Source organism: Caballeronia sp. GAFFF2 (assembly GCF_023631485.1).
Classification (GTDB): Bacteria; Pseudomonadota; Gammaproteobacteria; order Burkholderiales; family Burkholderiaceae; genus Caballeronia.
Genome location: NZ_JALQDA010000027.1, coordinates 744884 through 764073, shown reverse-complemented (window position 1 = coordinate 764073; position 19190 = coordinate 744884). Strand labels below are relative to the sequence as shown.

19 protein-coding genes are annotated in these 19190 nt (G+C 62.9%); 15 read left to right on the top strand and 4 right to left on the bottom strand.

From position 1 onward, the window contains the following. Position 1 precedes the first annotated feature (1 nt). Positions 2–256 (bottom strand): GlsB/YeaQ/YmgE family stress response membrane protein, encoded by a 255-nt coding sequence (locus NCT04_RS19890; RefSeq protein WP_244829354.1) that lies wholly within the window; start codon positions 254–256, stop codon positions 2–4. A 216-nt stretch (positions 257–472) separates the two neighbouring features. On the opposite strand from NCT04_RS19890, the gene NCT04_RS19885 reads away from it, so the two are divergent. Beyond that, positions 473–961 carry a hypothetical protein gene (locus NCT04_RS19885; RefSeq protein ID WP_244829355.1) on the top strand — a complete coding sequence of 163 codons (489 nt, stop codon included), beginning with the start codon at positions 473–475 and terminating at the stop codon, positions 959–961. Between the two features lie 89 nt (positions 962–1050). On the opposite strand, the gene NCT04_RS19880 is transcribed toward NCT04_RS19885, so the two are convergent. Continuing rightward, positions 1051–2937, bottom strand: coding sequence for an OmpA family protein (locus tag NCT04_RS19880; protein WP_250467364.1), 1887 nt, complete (start codon positions 2935–2937; stop codon positions 1051–1053). A 531-nt stretch (positions 2938–3468) separates the two neighbouring features. On the opposite strand from NCT04_RS19880, the gene NCT04_RS19875 reads away from it, so the two are divergent. Continuing rightward, a complete protein-coding gene (locus tag NCT04_RS19875; protein ID WP_250467363.1) occupies positions 3469–3765 on the top strand; it encodes a YciI-like protein in 297 nt (98 codons plus the stop codon). Here NCT04_RS19875 and NCT04_RS19870 read toward each other — a convergent pair. Next, the gene (locus tag NCT04_RS19870) at positions 3762–4754 is read right to left on the bottom strand and encodes a LysR family transcriptional regulator (protein ID WP_244829359.1); all 993 of its coding nucleotides are present in this window, start codon (positions 4752–4754) and stop codon (positions 3762–3764) included. The genes NCT04_RS19875 and NCT04_RS19870 overlap by 4 nt on opposite strands. A 194-nt stretch (positions 4755–4948) precedes the next feature. After that, entirely contained in the window at positions 4949–6214 is a 1266-nt protein-coding gene (locus NCT04_RS19865) for a mechanosensitive ion channel family protein (protein ID WP_244829360.1), read from the bottom strand. A 192-nt stretch (positions 6215–6406) separates the two neighbouring features. On the opposite strand from NCT04_RS19865, the gene NCT04_RS19860 reads away from it, so the two are divergent. The 13 genes from NCT04_RS19860 (at position 6407) to hutC (ending at position 19189) form a co-directional block, all read left to right on the top strand. After that, entirely contained in the window at positions 6407–7378 is a 972-nt protein-coding gene (locus tag NCT04_RS19860) for a MurR/RpiR family transcriptional regulator (protein ID WP_250467362.1), read from the top strand. Further along, a complete protein-coding gene (locus tag NCT04_RS19855; RefSeq protein ID WP_250467361.1) occupies positions 7375–8343 on the top strand; it encodes an isoaspartyl peptidase/L-asparaginase family protein in 969 nt (322 codons plus the stop codon). The genes NCT04_RS19860 and NCT04_RS19855 overlap by 4 nt, the downstream gene beginning before the upstream one ends. After that, entirely contained in the window at positions 8340–10232 is a 1893-nt protein-coding gene (locus NCT04_RS19850; protein ID WP_250467360.1) for a dipeptide ABC transporter ATP-binding protein, read from the top strand. Before NCT04_RS19855 ends, NCT04_RS19850 begins: the two co-directional genes overlap by 4 nt. A gap of 62 nt (positions 10233–10294) precedes the next feature. Continuing rightward, a complete protein-coding gene (gene gsiB / locus NCT04_RS19845) occupies positions 10295–11824 on the top strand; it encodes a glutathione ABC transporter substrate-binding protein GsiB (RefSeq protein WP_370652206.1) in 1530 nt (509 codons plus the stop codon). Between the two features lie 12 nt (positions 11825–11836). After that, the gene (gene gsiC / locus NCT04_RS19840) at positions 11837–12757 is read left to right on the top strand and encodes a glutathione ABC transporter permease GsiC (protein WP_244829365.1); all 921 of its coding nucleotides are present in this window, start codon (positions 11837–11839) and stop codon (positions 12755–12757) included. Positions 12758–12764: 7 nt separating this feature from the next. After that, a complete protein-coding gene (gene gsiD, locus NCT04_RS19835) occupies positions 12765–13664 on the top strand; it encodes a glutathione ABC transporter permease GsiD (protein ID WP_250467359.1) in 900 nt (299 codons plus the stop codon). Further along, a complete protein-coding gene (locus NCT04_RS19830) occupies positions 13661–14671 on the top strand; it encodes a DmpA family aminopeptidase (RefSeq protein ID WP_250467358.1) in 1011 nt (336 codons plus the stop codon). Before gsiD ends, NCT04_RS19830 begins: the two co-directional genes overlap by 4 nt. Next, positions 14668–15492: a M55 family metallopeptidase gene (locus tag NCT04_RS19825; RefSeq protein WP_244829368.1), complete on the top strand. Its 825-nt coding sequence runs from the start codon at positions 14668–14670 to the stop codon at positions 15490–15492. Before NCT04_RS19830 ends, NCT04_RS19825 begins: the two co-directional genes overlap by 4 nt. 86 nt (positions 15493–15578) lie before the next feature. After that, positions 15579–15797, top strand: coding sequence for a hypothetical protein (locus NCT04_RS19820; RefSeq protein WP_250467357.1), 219 nt, complete (start codon positions 15579–15581; stop codon positions 15795–15797). Positions 15798–15843: 46 nt separating this feature from the next. Then, positions 15844–16221 (top strand): fluoride efflux transporter CrcB, encoded by a 378-nt coding sequence (crcB, locus tag NCT04_RS19815; RefSeq protein WP_244829370.1) that lies wholly within the window; start codon positions 15844–15846, stop codon positions 16219–16221. Between the two features lie 129 nt (positions 16222–16350). Further along, positions 16351–16836 (top strand): GNAT family N-acetyltransferase, encoded by a 486-nt coding sequence (locus tag NCT04_RS19810; protein ID WP_250467356.1) that lies wholly within the window; start codon positions 16351–16353, stop codon positions 16834–16836. A gap of 119 nt (positions 16837–16955) precedes the next feature. Then, the gene (hutH, locus tag NCT04_RS19805; protein ID WP_250467355.1) at positions 16956–18497 is read left to right on the top strand and encodes a histidine ammonia-lyase; all 1542 of its coding nucleotides are present in this window, start codon (positions 16956–16958) and stop codon (positions 18495–18497) included. Next, on the top strand, positions 18494–19189 hold the full coding sequence (gene hutC / locus NCT04_RS19800) for a histidine utilization transcriptional repressor HutC (protein WP_244829373.1): 696 nt from the start codon (positions 18494–18496) through the stop codon (positions 19187–19189). Before hutH ends, hutC begins: the two co-directional genes overlap by 4 nt. Position 19190: the final 1 nt, after the last annotated feature.

The window sequence follows — 19190 nt, the reverse complement described above, 5'->3', positions numbered from 1 at the left end:
ATCACACGCTGCGCTTGCGGATCATGCCCCACACGACGAGCAAGATGATTGCGCCGATAACGGAGGCGATCCATCCGGCGGGCTGCCCGGGCTGATACCAGCCGAGCGCGCGTCCCACATAGCCCGCCACCAGCGAACCGACGACCCCCAGCACGATGGTCATGATCCAGCCCATGCTGTCATCGCCTGGTTTGACGGCGCGCGCAATGAGCCCGATAACCAGTCCGACGATCAAAGTCCCGATGAATGCAAACATGCGGTAGCTCCTTCTGAATTGCTGCTCGTTGGCTGAGATTGCTCCGGACGCATTCCGGCACGTCCAAAGTAGCACGCGACAATGCGTTTGGATATGACACGCCGCGCGACTTGGCCGGGATTGGCCATTCGGCCAGTCTCCTTAGCACGTGGGATGCCACGTCATCTCGCGCGGTAAAATCCGTGTTCTGCATCACTTTGCCTGCACGGCGCCGCCATGACTGATTCCGATTTCCCCGCAACCGACGACCCGATTCACGAAGACCGCCTCTGGCGCGACGACGGCTGGACCGCTCGCGTCATGAAGAACGAAGACGACGATGGCTGGGCCGTCGCGATGATCCAGGCGGGCGAGGCCGAGCCCGCGCTCGTCGGCCCGTGGACCATGGGCCGCGACAAGAAGAACCCGAAGCCGCTGGACGCGAACGCTTTTCGCACGCTGGTCAAGACGGCGTCGGAGGTATTGCGCCGTCACGAGCAGCAGCGGCATGCCATGCTGCACAAGAACGTTTCCATCGACGTACGTGGCGAAGACGTTACCGTCACGCTGGAAATCGTCCCCGACGATGACGACCCCTACGCCAACCTGAAGGCCTTCGATGCATTTGGCACGCAACTCGCGCACGTGCGCGTGTCGCCTGCGTTCAAGCTGAGCAAGACAAGCGCCGAACGCTGGGCCGAGAACGACTACGCGGCGCCGCATTGAGCGGCGCTCGAAAAGCGTCAGCGCAATAAAAAAGCCGTCGCATTTGCGACGGCTTGCAGACAACGAGCAGCGAGTCACCGACCCGCAGCTTATTTCACGACGAACTCGATACGACGGTTGGCGAAACGACCGCTTGCGGTGGCGTTATCGGCGATAGGGTTTGCGTCGCCGTAGCCGTTCGACGTGAGGGAATTCGAAGGCACGCCGGCTTTCATCAAATAGCCGCGCACGGCTTGAGCGCGTTCCCTCGACATTTCCAGTTTGGCTGACGGAACACCTGTTGCGTCCGAGTATCCCGCGACTTCGAGTTTGACCATCGAACCCTTGGCCGCGCAGTCTTTCAGCAACGCGGCAGTCTGATCCAGCGTGGCATACGCGTCTTGCGGCACGGTTGCGCTGGAGCGTCCGAAGTTGACCACCTGCAGATCGAGCACCTTCGAGAGCTTGTCGCCGGAACAGGAATCTTCCGCGGCGAGCAGTGTCTTCATGGCGCTGCGGAACGATTGCGTGGCATTGGCGACCGCGCTGTCCACGTTGAACGAGGTAACCTGAAACATGTCGCCGAAGGTGGTTTTCAAGCGATCCATCCAGCCGAATTTCGCTTCGGCGGCCGTGCCGCTCAGTTCAACCTTCGAACCCGCGATTTTCGCTTCCGCGCCCGGCACGGCCATTAGCGGCAAGAGATCCGTCACGTGCGAAAGCCACGTGGCGGGACGCGCTTGTGCATCGACGGAAACGTTGGCGCTGTAGTTCTTGCCAAAGTGCTGTTCGAGTGCATCGATCAGACGTTGCTTCTCGGCGTCCGTGGCAACGGTTGCCTCGATCGAAGGAACGCCGGCAGAACTCACGTGGAACAGCAAGCTGGCGTCTTTAGACTTCGCCGGTGCTGCATCGGGTACGGAAGCCGCCGCGATGCCGCTTGCGGCATCGACCGAGGAAGCTATCGCCGTTGCGGATGCCGTGTCCGTGCGCAGCGTGTCTGAACCATTGACTTGTGTATCGACCGAAGATGCAGCCGGTGTGACCTGCGTGACGGGTGATGCAGCGGTCGACGCTCTCAGGTCGAACTTGTCGCCGTTCGTAAAGCCACGGTAGTACACCGCCGCGAGAATCGCGGCGAGCATGGCAAACAGGAGCCAAATCCATTTGTGCGACTTTTTCGGCGCGGGCTTGCGCACGGGTGCTCGCATTTGGGTCGTTGCGGCCGCGAAAGCGGGGGCGGGAGTGGAAGCAGGCGCAGGCGTGGGCGTGGGTGCGGGCGCGGGTGCGGGTGCGGGCGCGGGTGCCAGAGGCGCAATGGCTCGCGGCGCCGGTGGGGCTGTCGTCGCAATGGCCGCCGTTGCCGGAATGGTTGCAATAGCGGGCTCAAGTGCCGGTTCCAGCGTCGAACCGACGGCATCCAGGCGGCCCGCGATATTGCTGGCAAAACCTTCCGTGTTGCCAAGACCAATGGCGGCCGCGATTCCGTTCGAAAGCGTTGCGCGGATTTCGGCTACCTGATCGCGCAACAGCGCGGGCAACGCATGCACCGAAACCTGCGAGAGCAGGAAGTAATGCTTCAGCACACCGAACAACACGGCGGAGAGCATGCCCGAGAGGGCCGATGTAGCTTGTGCCGGCACGCCGGTCTCAATGGAAGCCGCATCTGTCAGAGCGTCGATGCGTTGTCCCGTCGCGCGCGCGGCCATCAAATGTCCGCTTGCTTCGAGGTGTTTGAGGCCACTCGTCGTGGTTATCACGTTGCTCAACTGATCCGCGATAAAAGCGTTCGCGTCCGGCGACATGACGACCGTGTACAGCGCGTTCGCGCCATCAGCAAAAGCCGAACGTTCCATGAGAGATGCAACGAGACCAGGCACTGCGCGTGCGGTCAGCTGCTGAACGATTTGCGCAGGGATACCGAATTTCTGCGATAGCTGTTCCGCGATTTGGTCCGTAATCGCGGACCTGACTGCCTGGACCAGATTGATGCTCATCGACTGTCTATCCTATATGCTGTAGCGCCAGATGAAGGCGCATTGACGCGACGCATTTTATATGCGCAGCTATCCTAAAATATTTTCGAGATACTTATTTACAGAAACCGTTACGTTCGTGTCACGGTTGAGCGGGCATGAGCTCGAATCAGCGTGCCCGAAGGGAAGAATCCGAGAAAAAGCGGGCCACGCGTTTGGCGGCGATTCCGAGCCATGATGCTTCGGATGGCATGGGTTCGTGCTGATGCACGTTCGATGCGAGGATGGCGTAGACCGGGTTCGAATGGACGAACGCGCGATACGATGCATCGAGAGGTGAGGTCCACACGCAAGCACGGCATTCGTGCTTCGAGCAGCTACTGCAGGGAGGTTGATCGCGCTTCATGACGGGTCCTTGACTTAACCTGTCGATGATGTTTGATCCTTGCGGGGAACGCGATCGGACGCTTCTGATTGGAGTCTTAAAATAACTCCGAAAGCATGCAAAATAGGATACTTCGCACGTTCGCAATCACATCGAGGAGACAGACGATGCATTACCTGATGATCTACGAACTCAGCGCCGACTATCTCGAGCGGCGCGCGGAATTTCGCGATGCGCATCTGAAGCTCGCCTGGCAGGCAGCCGAGCGCGGCGAGATCGTGCTGGCCGGTGCGCTCGATGCGCCCGCCGATCGCGCCATATTGCTGTTTCAGGGCGACTCGCCCGCGGCCGCCGAGGCGTTCGCACGTAACGATCCTTACGTGGTGAACGGTCTCGTCGAACGCTGGCAAGTGCGCAAGTGGAACACCGTGGTGGGCGAGGACGCGGCCACGCCCGTTCGTTAGACGTCGGCCGTTTCTTCCGAAGGCCGGTCGCGGCGTGCGGGCGCGTTGCGGCGCGCGGCGCGATAAAGGCTCGTGAGCGTATCGTCCATTTGCTGCGTGCGCTCGAAGAGGTCCGCGAGCCAGTCGACGAACACCGAGACGCGCGGCGTCGCCTGCCTGCTCTTCAAGAACGCCACCGAGACCCGCAGCGGCGGCGACTTCCATTGCGGCAGCACTTCCACCAGTTGCCCCGAGCGCAGATACGGCTGCGCGGCGATCCGCAACGGCTGTATCAGTCCGAGCCCTTCTATGCCGCACGCGAGATACGCGTGTTCATCGGCGACCTGGACGAAGCCGCGCATCTTCATGGTGACGGCTTCACCGTCCACGTCGAAATCGAAATCGGCGGGGCGGCCATTCTTGCTCGACACGCAGTTCACCGCGACGTGCTGCGCGAGTGAATCGACCGATGCGGGCATGCCGTGCTTTTCCAGATACGCGGGACTCGCGCAAGTCACTTGTTCGAGCACGCCAAGCCGCCGCGCGATGAGCCCCGAGTCAGGCAATTCGCCAAGCTGCACGCTGCAATCGACGCCTTCGCCGACCAGATCGACATTACGCATGCCGATGCCGATCGACAGTTCGATCTGCGGATAACGCGCATGGAACTCCGGCAACGCGGGCACGACGATGGACGTCGCGACGGTGTCCGGCATCTCCACGCGCAACCGTCCGCGCAGACGTTCCTCGCCCGCGCCGAAGCCGGATTCGAGTTCGTCGATATCCGCGAGAATCTGCGCGCAACGTTCGTAATAAGCGGCGCCGTCGACCGTGAGGTTCAGGCGGCGCGTGGTGCGGGCGAGCAATTGCACGCCGATCAATGCTTCGAGTTGTTGCACAGTCGTCGAGACGCTTGCACGCGGCATGCCGAGCGATTCGGCAGCGCGCGTGAAGCTGTTCGTATCGACGACACGCGTAAAGACACGCATGGCATGGACGCGATCGATCACGTTGAGTTTTCCTTATTCCGACGATGGAAAGGCGATGCGCGCCACTACACACCGCCGCTTGACCGGGCAGGCGAAGCGGCGGGAAACAAGGCACATCGGCGATGATCACATCGTAAGGATTCGAAACCCTTGCGTGAATACACAAAACTGGACGATTCTTGCCCGATTCTTCCCGCGCCCGTGTGAAGGCGTAATCAAAGCGTCGGCATTTCGCCGCGCAGACGGCCCGAGAGTCCCGACATATCCGCGCCCGACGGCGCTTGGTAGAGCCGCAATCCCATCTCCGGAAGAATGGACAGCAGATGGTCGAAGACATCGCCCTGAATGCGCTCGTACTGCGTCCAGGCGGTCGTCGCGGTGAAGCAGTAGACCTCCACCGGAATGCCCTGCGATTCGGGCTCCATCATGCGCACCATGATCGTCATGTCCTGCCGGATCTCGGGGTGCCGCTGCAAGTAAGCCAGCGCGTAGGCGCGAAACGTGCCGATGTTCGTGAGCCTGCGCCGGTTCGCGGGTTCGTTGGCGAGTTCGCCGAGATTGCGGTTGGCCTGTTCGACTTCCGTTTGTTTTTGCTGCAGATAATCGTGCAGCAGGCGAAAGCGCATGAGACGGTCGGTTTCGTCGTCGCTTAAAAAGCGCACGCATTGCGCGTCGATACGCATGGTCCGCTTGATGCGCCGCCCGCCCGATTCGAACATGTGCCGATAATTGCGATAGCTCTCCGAAAAGAGCTTGTAGGTCGGCACCGTGGTGACCGTGTTGTCCCAGTTCTGCACCTTGACCGTATGCAACGCGATGTCCTTCACGAAGCCATCGGCGGATGCTTGCGGCATCTCGATCCAGTCGCCTATGCGCAGCATGTCGTTCGACGTGAGCTGCGTGCTCGCGACGAGCGACAGCAGCGTGTCCTTGAACACGAGCAGCAGCACGGCGGACAACGCGCCGAGACCCGAGAGCATCCAGAGCGGCGAACGGTCGATGAGAATGGACAGCACGAGCACGCTGCACACCAGCGCGAGCGCGAGCTTGCCGATCTGGACATAGCCCTTGATGGAGCGCGTCTGCGCTTCCTTGCTCGACGCATAAACGTCCTGCCACGCCGATAACGCGCTGCCCGTCGCGAGGAACACGCACACCCACGCGCCGCTGTGCGCCACGCGCTCGATGACCGTCGCCCAGCGGCCGATATGCGGCACGTCGTCGATACCGAGCGCAATGGTCGCAAACGGCACCGCGTACCACAACCGGTGATAGGCGCGCCGGCGGATGAACGCCTGATCCCACGCGGTGTGTCCGGCCAGCACGAGCAGCCGGTGCGCGATCACGAGCACGATGCGCGCGACCACCCACTGCACGAAGAGCGCGACGAGCGCCAGCATGACGATGCCGAAGACCAGCTGCGCCCACGGATGCGTGGGCAAATGCTGTTGCAACTGGTCGGGCAGAAAATCGAGATTCATGGCTTCCACGAAAGGGCGAATGCAAGGCGCCCCGTATTGTGCATGAACGCGCACCATTTCCGCGCGCACGGTTTGCTCGTTGACCGTCTTATCGAAAACCCGCGTTCGATGAAAATGAATTTTTTTCGGCGATTGTTTTGGGTAAATATACTTTCATTGCATTTGCTTACAGCGGGAATTGTTCCAACGCCCATGTCACGCTTACCAGCGGTCCATCCGTCGACGGATGCCGACGATCTGATCTCCGCGCGCATCGCGGCGGCCATGCCGGGCCTGACGCCGATCCATCAGCGCATGGGCGCGTTCGTGCTCGCCAACCTGTTTCGCTCGGCCACCATGCGGATCGACGAACTGGCGGAAGCGGTCGGGGCATCGGTTGCCACGGCGAACCGCTTTGCGCGCGCGCTCGGTTTTTCCGGCTATCCCGCGTTTCGCGAGGCGCTGGTGCGCGGCTTCGAAGCGACCATCGCGCCGGTCGAACGATTGCGCTCCGCGCTGGAATCGCCCGCGAGCGGCGCGGACGTCTTCGATGCCTCGCTCGCGCAGGCGTCGGCGAACCTGCGTCTTGCCCAGACTTCCGTCGATGCCGCGAAGGCCGTCGCCGTCGTCGAAGCCATTCTCGCGGCGCGCCAGGTCTTCGTGCTCGGTTACGGCGCGAGCGCGTTCCTCGCCGGTCTCATGGAGCATGGCCTCACGCCTTATTGCGCGAACGTGCAGTCGCTCGCGCTGACGGGCGGGCCATCGCATGCGGCGCGGCGTCTGTTCACGGCATCGCGCGAGGATTTGCTCGTTGCCATCGCCTTCCCGCGCTATGTCGACGACACCATCACGCTTGCGCGGCAAGCGCGCGACCATGGCGTTCGCGTGGTTGCGCTCACCGACAGCATCTTGTCGCCGCTCGCGCGTATCGCGGATCTCGTGCTGACCATCGGCGCGGAACGGCGGCTCGCCGCGAATTGCGACACCGCCGTGCTTGCCGTCATCGAAGCCTTGTGCGACGCCGTTGCGCATCGCGCGAAGCGTTCGGTCGAGGCGGCATCCGGATTGACCGAATTCGTGCTGCCGTGGCTCGTCGCACCTTCTATCCTCAAGAGTGCGTCCGGCGTGCAAACACCGCGCCGCCGGCAGACTCGACATCCCCACACGGAGCCGCGCGAATCATGAACGCCATTCCGGTCATTGCCATTCACGGCGGCGCCGGCACGATCGTACGCGCCGCGCTCAAGAGCGACGCCGAAGCGCGCTATCACACGGCGCTCGCGGAGATTCTGCGCGCGGTTGAACGCCTGCTCGCCGATGGCGGCAGCGCACTCGACGCCGTCACCGAAGCCGTGCGTCTGCTCGAAAATTGTCCGCTTTTCAATGCAGGTCACGGCGCGGTCTTCACGTCCGCGGGCACGCACGAACTCGATGCATCCATCATGGACGGCGCGACGCTCGAAGCGGGCGCCGTCTCTTGCGTGACGCGCTTGAAGAACCCGGTGCTCGCCGCGCGCCGCGTACTCGACGTGAGCGAACACGTGATGTTCACGGCGGCCGGCGCGGAAGCGTTCGCGGCGGCGCAAGGCCTCGAATTCGTCGAGCCGTCGTACTTTCATACCGATGCGCGCTACGAGCAATGGCAGAAGGCGCGTGGCGCATCCGGCACAATGCTCGATCACGACGCGGCGACGCTCGCCGCAGGCGAAGACGATCCGCTCGATCCTGCGAAGAAGTTCGGCACGGTCGGCGCGGTGGCGCTCGACGCGCACGGTCATCTCGCGGCCGCGACATCGACGGGCGGCATGACCAACAAGCAGATCGGCCGCGTCGGCGATGCTCCGTTGATCGGCGCGGGCTGCTACGCGAACGATGCGACCTGTGCGGTCTCGACCACGGGCACGGGCGAGATGTTCATGCGCATGCTGGCTGCCTACGACGTGGCGGCGCAGATGGAATATCGCGGGCTGCCGCTCGAAGTCGCCGCGCGCGATGTCGTGATGAACAAGCTGCCGCGTATCGATGGACGCGGCGGACTCATCGCCGTCGATGCAAAGGGCAATGTCACGCTGCCGTTCAATACCGAAGGGATGTATCGCGGATTCGCGCGCGTGGGCGAGCAACCCTTCACGGCGATCTACCGCACATGACGACGTTACCCGACGCACGCGTCATCGACGTACGCGATCTCTCCGTCACTTTCCGCTCGCGCTCGCGCACGGTCGAAGCGGTGCGCAACATGTCTTTTGCCGTCGATCGTGGCGAGACGCTCGCCATTGTCGGCGAATCGGGATCGGGCAAGTCGGTGACGTCGCTTGCGCTCATGCGTCTCGTCGAACACGGCGGCGGCGCGGTGACGGCAGGCAGCATGGCGTTCCGGCGACGCAGCGGGCAAGTGCTCGATCTGGCGCAAGCCTCGTCCGCCACGATGCGCGGCGTGCGCGGCGCCGATATCGCGATGATCTTCCAGGAGCCGATGACCTCGCTCAATCCAGTGTTCACGGTGGGCGATCAAATCGCGGAAGCCATCGCGCTGCATCAGGGCAAGAGCCGCGCGGAGGCGAAGAACGAAGTGCTGCGTCTGCTCGATCTCGTGCGCATTCCCGAGGCGCGCCGCGTGTTCGGGCGCTATCCGCATCAGTTGTCGGGCGGTATGCGGCAGCGCGTGATGATCGCCATGGCGCTTTCGTGCCGGCCCGCGCTGCTCATTGCCGACGAACCGACCACCGCGCTCGACGTGACCATTCAGGCGCAGATTCTGCAACTCGTACGCGGCCTGCAGGACGAGATGAACATGGCCGTGATCTTCATCACGCACGACATGGGCGTGGTCGCGGAAGTGGCGGATCGCGTGCTGGTGATGTATCGCGGCGAGAAGGTGGAGGAAGCCGAATCCGACGCGCTGTTCGCGCGTCCGCGGCATCCGTACACGAAGGCGCTGCTCGCCGCCGTGCCGACGCTCGGCGCGATGCAGGGCACCGATCGCCCCGCCAAGTTTCCGATTCTCGAAGTGGAGCCTGCCGAACTCGCCCCCGACGATGCCAGCGCGCTGCGGCCATCCGCGGCGGTCGAAAGAGAGACGCAGCCCGCCATCGACGAAACCGCGCGGCCAATTTTGCGCGTGCGCGATCTGGTCACGCGCTATCCGGTGAAGACCGGCATCTTCGGACGCACGACGGCGGCGGTGCATGCGGTCGAGCGCGTGAGTTTCGATCTGCGTCCGGGCGAGACGCTTGCGCTCGTCGGCGAATCGGGCTGCGGCAAGTCGACCACGGGGCGCTCGCTCTTGCGGCTCGTCGAAAGCCAGAGCGGTTCCATCGAATTCGACGGACGCGACATCAGCGCGCTGAAAGGCCCCGAACTTCAGGCGCTGCGCCGCAATATCCAGTTCATCTTTCAGGACCCGTTCGCCTCGCTGAATCCACGTTTGACCGTGGGCTTTTCCGTGATGGAACCGCTCCTCGTCCACAACGTCGCAAGCGGACGGGAAGCGCAACAACGCGTGGATTGGCTGCTCGAAAAAGTCGGCTTGCCGCCCGAAGCCGCGCAGCGTTATCCGCATGAATTCTCGGGCGGGCAACGTCAACGGATCGCCATTGCGCGTGCGCTTGCATTGAACCCGAAAGTCGTGATCGCCGATGAATCCGTCTCCGCGCTCGATGTCTCCGTGCGCGCGCAGATCGTCAATCTCATGCTCGATCTGCAGCGCGAACTCGGCGTCGCGTATCTCTTCATCTCGCACGACATGGCGGTGGTCGAGCGCGTGAGTCATCGCGTGGCGGTGATGTATCTCGGGCAGATCGTCGAGATCGGGCCGCGCGCGGCGGTGTTCGAAGCGCCGCGTCATCCGTACACGAGAAAGCTGATGAGCGCGGTGCCGGTGGCCGATCCCGCGCGCCGTCACGCCAAACGCATGCTCGCCGCCGACGAAATACCGAGCCCCATTCGCAAACTCGGCGACGAACCGGTGGTGGCGAAACTCGTTGCGGTCGGCCCGGACCATTATGTCGCCGAGCATCATGTCGGCGGCGCTTATTAAGCGCTAGTCAAGATCAGTCAAGTCAAAGGAGTCTAACGATGCCGTCAACGAAATCCAGCTCCATGCGCGCGCTTTTAGCCGCGAGCGCATGCGTATTCAGCGCGCTTGCCGCCGCGCCCGCGTTCGCCCAGAGCACCGCCGTGATGGCGGTGGCCTCGACCTTCACGACGATGAACCCTTACGATGCCAACGACACGCTCTCGCAAGCGGTCGCCAAGTCGTTCTATCAAGGGCTCTTCGGCTTCGACAAGGACATGAAGATTCAGCCCGTGCTCGCGACGAGCTACGAAGCGAGTCCGGACGCGAAGGTCTACACGGTCAAGCTGCGGCAGGGCGTGAAGTTTCAGGACGGCACCGACTTCAACGCCGAAGCCGTGAAGACGACCTTCGACTGGGTCACGGACCCGAACAACAAGCTCAAGCGCTACGGTCTTTTCAACAAGATAGAGAAGACCGAAGTGATCGACCCGTACACGGTGAAAATCACGCTCAAGATGCCGTTTTCCGCGTTCATCAACGTGCTCGCGCATCCGGCGGGCGTGATGATTTCGCCCACCGCGTTGAAGCAATACGGCAAGGACATCGCGTTTCATCCGGTCGGCACGGGACCGTTCGAGTTCGTCGAATGGAAGCAGACCGACGACCTGAAGGTGAAGAAGTTCGCGGGCTACTGGAAGAAGGGCTATCCGAAGATCGACATGATCGACTGGAAGCCGGTGGTCGATAACAACACGCGCGCCGCGCTCATGCAAACGGGCGAAGCGGACTTCGCTTTTTCGATTCCGTTCGAGCAGGCCGCGACGCTCAAGGCGAGCCCGAAGGTCGATCTGATCGCGGCGCCTTCCATCATTCAGCGCTACGTGAGCATGAACACGTCGCAGAAGCCTTTCGATAATCCGAAGGTGCGTCAAGCGCTCAACTATGCGATCAACAAGGACGCGCTCGTGAAGGTTGCATTTGCCGGTTACGCGGTGCCGTCCGAAGGCGTGGCGCCGCCGGGCGTGGACTTCTCCACCAAGCTCGGGCCGTGGAAATACGATCCGGCCAAGGCGCGCGAGCTGCTGAAGGAAGCGGGTTACCCGAACGGTTTCGAAACCGTGTTGTGGTCGGGCTATAACCACACGACGGCGCAGAAGATCATCCAGTTCGTGCAGCAGCAGCTGGCGCAAGTGGGCGTGAAGACCACGATCGAAGCGCTCGAAGCCGGCCAGCGCGTGCAGCGCGTGGAAAGCGCGCCGGAGCCGGCCACCGCGCCGGTGCGCATGTACTACGTCGGCTGGTCGTCGTCGACGGGCGAAGCGGACTGGGCCATCTCGCCCTTGCTCGCGAGTTCGTCGTTTCCGCCGAAGCTCTTCAACACGGCCTATTACAAGAACGATACCGTCGATTCCGATCTGCAAAAGGCGCTCACCACGACCGACCGTAAGGAGAAGACGCAGCTTTACGCCGACGCGCAAAAGCGCATCTGGGACGACGCCCCGTGGATCTTCCTCGTCACGGAGAAAGTGGTGTATGCGCGCAGCAAGCGTTTGACGGGCGCTTACGTCATGCCCGACGGCTCGTTCAATTTCGACGACATCGCGATCAAGTAAAGCGCCTCGACGATGCTTACCTTCCTCGCCAAACGCCTCTTCGGGCTCTTGCCGACGCTCTTCATCGTCGCGGTGCTGGTGTTTCTGTTCGTGCACATGTTGCCGGGCGATCCCGCGCGTTTGGCCGCCGGGCCCGAAGCGGATCAGGCGACGGTTGCGCTCGTGCGGGCCGATCTCGGTCTCGACAAGCCCTTGCCGCAGCAATTCGCGAGCTTCTTCGGCAAGATCGTGCACTTCGACTTCGGCATGTCCACGCGCAGCAAGCGGCCGGTGAGCACGGAGATCGGCGAGCGCTTCATGCCGACGCTCTGGCTCACGCTCGCGAGCATGGCGTGGGCCGTGGCGTTCGGCATGGCGATTGGCATCGTCTCTGCGGTCTGGCGCAACCAGTGGCCGGACCGGCTCGGCATGACCATCGCGGTATCGGGCATCTCGTTTCCCGCCTTCGCGCTCGGCATGTTGCTGATGGAAATCTTCTCGGTGAAGCTCGGCTGGCTGCCTATCGTCGGCGATGGTTCGTGGCAGAGCTACGTGCTGCCGTCGCTCACGCTCGGCGCGGCCGTGGCCGCCGTGATGGCGCGCTTCACGCGCGCGTCGTTCGTCGAAGTGCTCGGCGAGGACTTCGTGCGCACCGCGCGCGCGAAGGGCGTGCACGAGCCGATGGTTATCGTCAAACACTGCCTGCGTAACGCGATGATCCCCGTCGTCACCATGATGGGCCTGCAGTTCGGCTTCCTGCTGGGCGGCTCGATCGTGGTCGAGAAAGTGTTCAACTGGCCGGGGCTCGGGCGCCTGCTCGTCGATGCCGTCGAGATGCGCGACTATCCCGTGATCCAGGCCGAAGTGCTGCTGTTTTCGCTGGAATTCATCGTCATCAATCTGGTGGTCGATGTCCTCTACGCGGTCATCAACCCGACCATTCGTTTCAAGTGAGGACCGCATGAGTGTGACAGCCACAGAGGCCAAGGTCGCGGTCGCGCCGCAACAGGACATCCGCACGCCGTGGACGGAGTTCTGGCGCAAGCTCAAGCGTCAGCCCGTGGCGCTCGCGGCGGCCGTGTTCGTCGTGCTTCTGATACTGATCGCGGTGATCGCGCCGTATATCGCGCCTTACGACGCGGAAAATTATTTCGATTACGACGCGCTCAACGCGGGGCCTTCGGCAGCGCACTGGTTCGGTGTCGACTCGCTCGGCCGCGACATTTTGAGCCGCATTCTCGTCGGCAGCCGCATTTCGCTCTCGGCGGGCTTGCTGTCGGTCGTGATCGGCGCGGTGATCGGCACGTTCTTCGGGCTGCTCGCGGGCTACTACGAAGGCTGGTGGGACCGCATCGTCATGCGTATTTCAGACGTGCTGTTCGCGTTCCCCGGCATTCTGCTCGCCATCGGCGTGGTGGCCATTCTCGGTAACGGCATGATCAACGTGATCTGCGCGGTGGCTATCTTCAGCATTCCCGCGTTCGCGCGGCTCGTGCGCGGCAACACGCTCGCGCTCAAGCATCTGACGTATATCGAGGCGGCGCGCAGCATAGGCGCGTCGGACTGGACCATCATCATGCGGCACATTCTGCCGGGGACCATTTCCTCGGTCGTCGTGTATTTCACCATGCGTATCGGCACGTCGATCATCACGGCGGCGAGTCTCTCGTTTCTCGGCCTCGGCGCGCAGCCGCCGACGCCCGAGTGGGGTGCGATGCTCAACGAAGCCCGCGCCGACATGGCGATGGCACCGCACGTCGCCATCTTCCCGAGCCTCGCCATCTTTCTGACGGTGCTTGCGTTCAATCTGCTCGGCGACGGTCTGCGCGACGCGCTCGATCCCAAGCTCGACCGGCCGTGAAGCCGCCGCATATCGGCGTGCTCGACGCGGGCGCGCGCAACAGTATCGCGGACGTGACGGGCGTGAGCGTTGGCCATTACACCCTCGCCGATGGCGCGATTCAAACCGGCGTGACGGTGGTGCGCGCGCATGACGGCGATGCGTATCGCAACAAGACGCCAGCGGCGGCATGCGTCATCAACGGCTTCGGCAAGAGCGTCGGGCTCGTGCAGATCGATGAACTCGGCGTGATCGAAACGCCTGTCGCGCTCACCAACACCTTCGCGGCGGGCACGGTGGCGAACGCGCAGATCCGCGCGGCGCTCGAAGGCAATCCGCGCATTGGCCGCGACTGGCCGAGCGTGAATCCGCTAGTGCTCGAATGCAACGACGGCTTTCTGAACGACATGCAGGCGTTCGCCGTCGAAGAAGCGCAATACCGGCATGCGCTCGCTTCGTGTTCGCCGGACTTCGCGCGCGGCGCCGTGGGCGCGGGACGCGGCATGTCGTGCTTCGACTTGAAGGGCGGGATTGGCACGGCCTCGCGTGTCGTCGATATCGGCGATGAACGCTACACCACGGGCGCGCTCGTGCTCGCCAACTTCGGACGCTTGCCGCAACTCACGATTGCCGGCGATGCTATTGGACGCACGCTGCAAGCGCAGGCGCCACAACGCGAGCAAGGTTCGATCATCATGCTGATCGCCACCGACGCACCGCTCGATGCGCGGCAGCTTCGCCGTCTCGCCATGCGCGCCGCAGCCGGGCTCGCGCGCACCGGTTCGGTCTTCGGTCATGGTAGCGGCGACATTGCGCTGGCGTTTTCGACGGCGTACACCGTGCCTCATGACGCCGAGTTCATCGACTTGCCGCGCTTGCTGCCGGACGCGCGTCTCGATCCGCTCTTTCAATGCGTGGCGGACGCCACCGAACAGGCCATTCTCGACGCGCTCTTCAGCGCCGAAAGCGTCACGGGCCGCGACGGGCATCGTCGCGCGTCGCTCAACGAAGTGTGGAAAAGCCAATGAAAGTGTTGATTTCGGTGGATATCGAAGGCGTCGCGGGCGTGTTCCATCCGGAGCAAACGCGCGCGGGCAACGGCGAATACGAACAGGCGCGCCGCTTCATGACGAACGAAGCGAACGCCGCCGTGCTCGGTGCCTTCGATGGCGGCGCGACCGAAGTCTGGGTCAACGATTCTCACGGCGGCTTTCGTAATCTATTGCCGAACGCGTTCGATCCGCGCGCGCGTCTCGTGCTCGGCAAGCCGCGCACGCTCGGCATGATGGCGGGACTGGAGGCGTCGCCGGAACTGGTGTTCATGGTCGGCTATCACGCGCGGGCGCAGAGTCGCGGAATTCTCGCGCATACCATCAACAGCGCTGCATTTGCGCGCGTGATGCTCGACGGAGAAGAGGTTGGCGAGGCCGCGCTCTATGGGCAGCTTGCCGAGGCGCGCGGCGCACGCGTCGCGCTCATCACGGGCGACGACGTGTTCGGCGCGGAGACCTTGCCCGTGTTCCCGGATGCGAACTTCGTTTGCGTGAAGACGGCGCACGGCTATTCGAGCGGCGTTACGGATACGCCAGAAGCCGCGTGCGCATCGATCAGGCGTGCGGCGAAGGAGACGGTCGAGGCCTCGCGTCATTCAAGTTCACGCGCACACCATGCACCGGACTCACGCCGTTGCGAACTGCGCACGCAAAGCTCCGCTTATGCCGATCTCTTCTGTCAGTGGCCGACGCTCGAACGGCTCGATGCCGTCACGCTCGCCTTCGATGCGCCCGGCATCGAACAGGTCGTACGCACACTCAATTGCCTTTCGGCAATGTCCTTCATGTTACGGTGAACGGAGGAACTATCGTTAGAATGGAGGTCTTGGCTGATCGGTCATCGGCACGGTACTTTCTTCAACGATTTTTTGCAGGCGCTTTCATGCACGACGTGAAGCTCGAACACAACGACGATGCGACGCTCGATCCCGCCGCTCCGCAACTCGTCATGCGCGGCTCGCTTTTCATCGACGGCCACGAAGCCGGTTGCTGGGAAGAGCGGCGCAATGGCACATGGGCGGCGCGGCTGCCGCACGCCGAGCAGTGGATCGTCGAGACGAGCCGCGCGGCGCTGATCGAGCGGCTTGCCACTGACGCCTGAGCGCATCCCGAGTGCGGACAACCTTTCAATCACATCGATTTTATTTATGTATTTGTCGATCATCGCGGTGGGAATAGGCGGCGGGCTGGGATCGCTGCTTCGTTGGGCGCTCGGTTTGCGCCTCAATGGAATCTTTCCAAACCTGCCGCTCGGCACCTTTGCATCGAATGTGATTGCCGGATACATCATCGGCGTGGCGGTCGCGACCTTTGCGCGCTTGCCGGACATCTCCGTCGAATGGCGTCTCTTCGTCACGACCGGTCTAATGGGCGGCTTGTCCACCTTCTCCACGTTCTCGGCCGAAGTGGTCGCGCATCTTCAGCAAGGGCGGCCCGGCTGGGCGCTCGCGGAGATCGCGCTGCACGTCGGCGCGTCGCTCGCAATGACCGCGCTCGGTATTGCGACGGTGGCCTGGGTCAGCTGATCCACGCACGTTGCCGCAGCGCCGCGTTCCGCATGAACTCCTACTTTTTTCCCGCGTGTCTTCACGCTCTTTCGCCGCTGCTTTGCGCACGCGGCTTGTTTCTTTTGACTGCAATACGAAGGTGATGAGATGGTCGAGTTCGAGTCCCAGTTCCCGAGAGTTGACATCAGACCGTACCAGGCGAGTGACCTCGACGGCGTGATCGATCTGTTCGTGCGCGCCGTTCGTGAAAGCGCGTCCGAGTACTACAGCCCGGCACAAATCGATGCCTGGGCGCAAACCGACCGCGAGGAGTGGCATGCCGCCCGCCTCAGCCGGCCAACCTGGGTGGCATTCACCGACGACGAGCTCGCCGGTTTCGCCGATGTCCACAAAAACGGGCTCATCGACATGATGTTCGTCGAGCCGAGGCATCAGCGCAAAGGCGTGGCCACCGCGCTGCTCGCGTCCATCGAGGAGCATGCCGAGAAAAACGGCATGCGCGTGCTGCACACGTATGCGAGCTTGGGCTCGCAGCCGTTCTTCGAGTATTGCGGCTTCACCATGCTGCTTGCGCGGGCTGTCGAGGTGCGGGGGCAGCGCTTCGCGCAACTCGTGATGGAGAAAGTGCTGTAGCTGTATAGACAAGTCAAGCGCTATGTTCGGGATTGCCTCCGTGTAATCCCGGATAGCCCCTTGTTTCGTCCTTTCTGCCCGTTTAGACTTGTGCCTAACTTGTATAGACAGGAAGAAACATGATTACGCTCACGCCTGGCAAGCTCACGCTGCCGCAATTGCGCCGCATCGCGCGCGGATCGGATTCGCTGAGTCTCGATCCCGCGAGCTTCGCCGCCATCGACGCGAGCGCGCGCGCCGTTGCCGCGATCGCCGCCAAGGGTGATCCGGCCTACGGCATCAATACGGGCTTTGGGCGGCTCGCCAACACTCACATTCCCGCCGATCAGCTCGAACTTCTGCAGCGCAACCTGGTGCTATCGCATGCGGTCGGCGTCGGCGAACCGATGTCGCGACCGGTCGTGCGTCTTTTGATGGCCCTCAAGCTGTCGAGTCTCGGGCGCGGCCATTCGGGCATTCGCCGCGAAGTGATCGACGCCCTCGTCACGCTTTTCAATGCCGATGTATTGCCCGTCATCCCCGTGAAAGGCTCGGTCGGCGCGTCGGGCGATCTCGCGCCGCTCGCGCATATGTCGACGGTGCTGCTCGGTATCGGCGAAGTCATGGTGCGCGGCGAACGCGCAAGCGCGCTCGATGGCCTCAAGCTCGCCGGGCTCGAACCGCTCACGCTGCAGGCGAAGGAAGGGCTCGCGCTGTTGAACGGCACGCAGGCATCGGCGGCGCTCGCGCTTTACAACCTCTTTGCCATCGAGGACCTGTTCCGAACCGGCCTCGTTGCGGGCGCGCTGTCCGTCGACGCGGCCGCGGGCTCCGTCGTGCCCTTCGATGCACGTATCCATGAGTTGCGCGGACATCGCGGGCAGATCGATTCGGCGGCGGCGTATCGCACGTTGCTGGCGGGCTCGGGCATCAACCTGTCGCACGCCGATTGCGAGAAGGTTCAGGACCCGTACAGCCTGCGCTGTCAGCCGCAAGTGATGGGCGCGTGTCTCGATCAGATGCGTCATGCGGCCGACGTGCTCTTGATCGAATCGAATGCGGTTTCCGACAATCCGCTGATTTTCCCGGACACCGGCGAAGTGCTCTCAGGCGGCAACTTTCACGCGGAACCCGTTGCCTTCGCCGCCGATAACCTCGCACTCGCCGCCGCCGAAATCGGCGCGCTGGCCGAGCGCCGCATCGCGCTTCTGATCGACTCGACGCTTTCCGGCTTGCCGCCGTTTCTCGTACGCGATGGCGGCGTGAACTCCGGCTTCATGATCGCGCATGTGACGGCGGCGGCGCTCGCGTCCGAGAACAAGACGCTCGCGCATCCTGCTTCCGTGGATTCCTTGCCGACCTCGGCGAATCAGGAAGATCACGTGTCCATGGCGACCTTTGCCGCGCGCAAGCTCGGCGATATCGCGAGCAACACGGCCAATATTCTCGCCATCGAACTGCTTGCGGCAGCGCAAGGCGTCGATCTGCGCGCGCCGCATCGCACGAGCGCGCCGCTTATCGACGTGATGCAGACCATCCGCGCGCAAGTCGCGCATTACGACCTCGATCATTACTTCGCGCCCGATATCGCCGCCATTGCGACGCTCGTGCAGGCGGGCGAAATTGCAAAGCATAGTCCGTTTTCCTTTGCCTCGGAACAGAGCGCGGATCGAAGCGCATGAGCACGCCCGCGTATCAGGAGATCAAGGACTACATCCTCGAGCGCATCCACGGCGGCGAATGGAAGGAGGGCGATCAGGTGCCCTCCGAGAACGAGCTCGCGCGCGAGTTCAAAGTGGCGCGCATGACGGTGAATCGCGCGGTGCGTGAACTGACGGCCGAACAGGTGCTCACGCGTGTGCAGGGCGCGGGCACGTTCGTGGCGCAGCCGAAATACGCTTCGACACTGGTCGAGATTCGCAGTATCTCCGATGAAATCGTCGCGCGCGGGCATGCGTATCGCGCGGCGGTGCTGCATCTGGGTGCCTCTATCGTCGATGAAGCGCTAGCCGCCGAAATGCAGCTTGCGCTCGGCAGTCCCGTGTTTCATTCGCGCGTGCTGCACTTCGAGAACGACGAGCCCGTGCAACTCGAAGAGCGCTACGTGAACCCGGCCATTGCGCCGGAGTACGCGCGTCAGGACTTCACGAAGATCACGCCGAATCAATATCTGATGGTGGCCGCGCCCTTGCAGCGGGTCGAATATCGGATCGAGGCGTCGTTGCCATCGCCGGAGATTCGCCATGCGCTGGCGATGAAAGATCACGAACCGTGTCTGCTGCTGCATCGGCGAACATGGTCGCGCGACACGGTGGCGTCGGTCGCGAATCTGTGGCATCCCGGCGACCGCTATCAGTTCACCGGCCACTTTTGAT

Coding starts and splice junctions, on each gene's coding strand:
- gsiD (WP_250467359.1), top strand. CDS start 12,765: ATGAGTGTGACAGCCACAGAGGCCAAGGTCGCGGTCGCGCCGCAACAG.
- NCT04_RS19890 (WP_244829354.1), bottom strand. CDS start 256: ATGTTTGCATTCATCGGGACTTTGATCGTCGGACTGGTTATCGGGCTC.
- crcB (WP_244829370.1), top strand. CDS start 15,844: ATGTATTTGTCGATCATCGCGGTGGGAATAGGCGGCGGGCTGGGATCG.
- NCT04_RS19885 (WP_244829355.1), top strand. CDS start 473: ATGACTGATTCCGATTTCCCCGCAACCGACGACCCGATTCACGAAGAC.
- NCT04_RS19875 (WP_250467363.1), top strand. CDS start 3,469: ATGCATTACCTGATGATCTACGAACTCAGCGCCGACTATCTCGAGCGG.
- NCT04_RS19825 (WP_244829368.1), top strand. CDS start 14,668: ATGAAAGTGTTGATTTCGGTGGATATCGAAGGCGTCGCGGGCGTGTTC.
- NCT04_RS19820 (WP_250467357.1), top strand. CDS start 15,579: ATGCACGACGTGAAGCTCGAACACAACGACGATGCGACGCTCGATCCC.
- NCT04_RS19855 (WP_250467361.1), top strand. CDS start 7,375: ATGAACGCCATTCCGGTCATTGCCATTCACGGCGGCGCCGGCACGATC.
- NCT04_RS19865 (WP_244829360.1), bottom strand. CDS start 6,214: ATGAATCTCGATTTTCTGCCCGACCAGTTGCAACAGCATTTGCCCACG.
- NCT04_RS19860 (WP_250467362.1), top strand. CDS start 6,407: ATGTCACGCTTACCAGCGGTCCATCCGTCGACGGATGCCGACGATCTG.
- gsiB (WP_370652206.1), top strand. CDS start 10,295: ATGCGCGCGCTTTTAGCCGCGAGCGCATGCGTATTCAGCGCGCTTGCC.
- hutC (WP_244829373.1), top strand. CDS start 18,494: ATGAGCACGCCCGCGTATCAGGAGATCAAGGACTACATCCTCGAGCGC.
- NCT04_RS19810 (WP_250467356.1), top strand. CDS start 16,351: ATGGTCGAGTTCGAGTCCCAGTTCCCGAGAGTTGACATCAGACCGTAC.
- NCT04_RS19880 (WP_250467364.1), bottom strand. CDS start 2,937: ATGAGCATCAATCTGGTCCAGGCAGTCAGGTCCGCGATTACGGACCAA.
- NCT04_RS19850 (WP_250467360.1), top strand. CDS start 8,340: ATGACGACGTTACCCGACGCACGCGTCATCGACGTACGCGATCTCTCC.
- gsiC (WP_244829365.1), top strand. CDS start 11,837: ATGCTTACCTTCCTCGCCAAACGCCTCTTCGGGCTCTTGCCGACGCTC.
- hutH (WP_250467355.1), top strand. CDS start 16,956: ATGATTACGCTCACGCCTGGCAAGCTCACGCTGCCGCAATTGCGCCGC.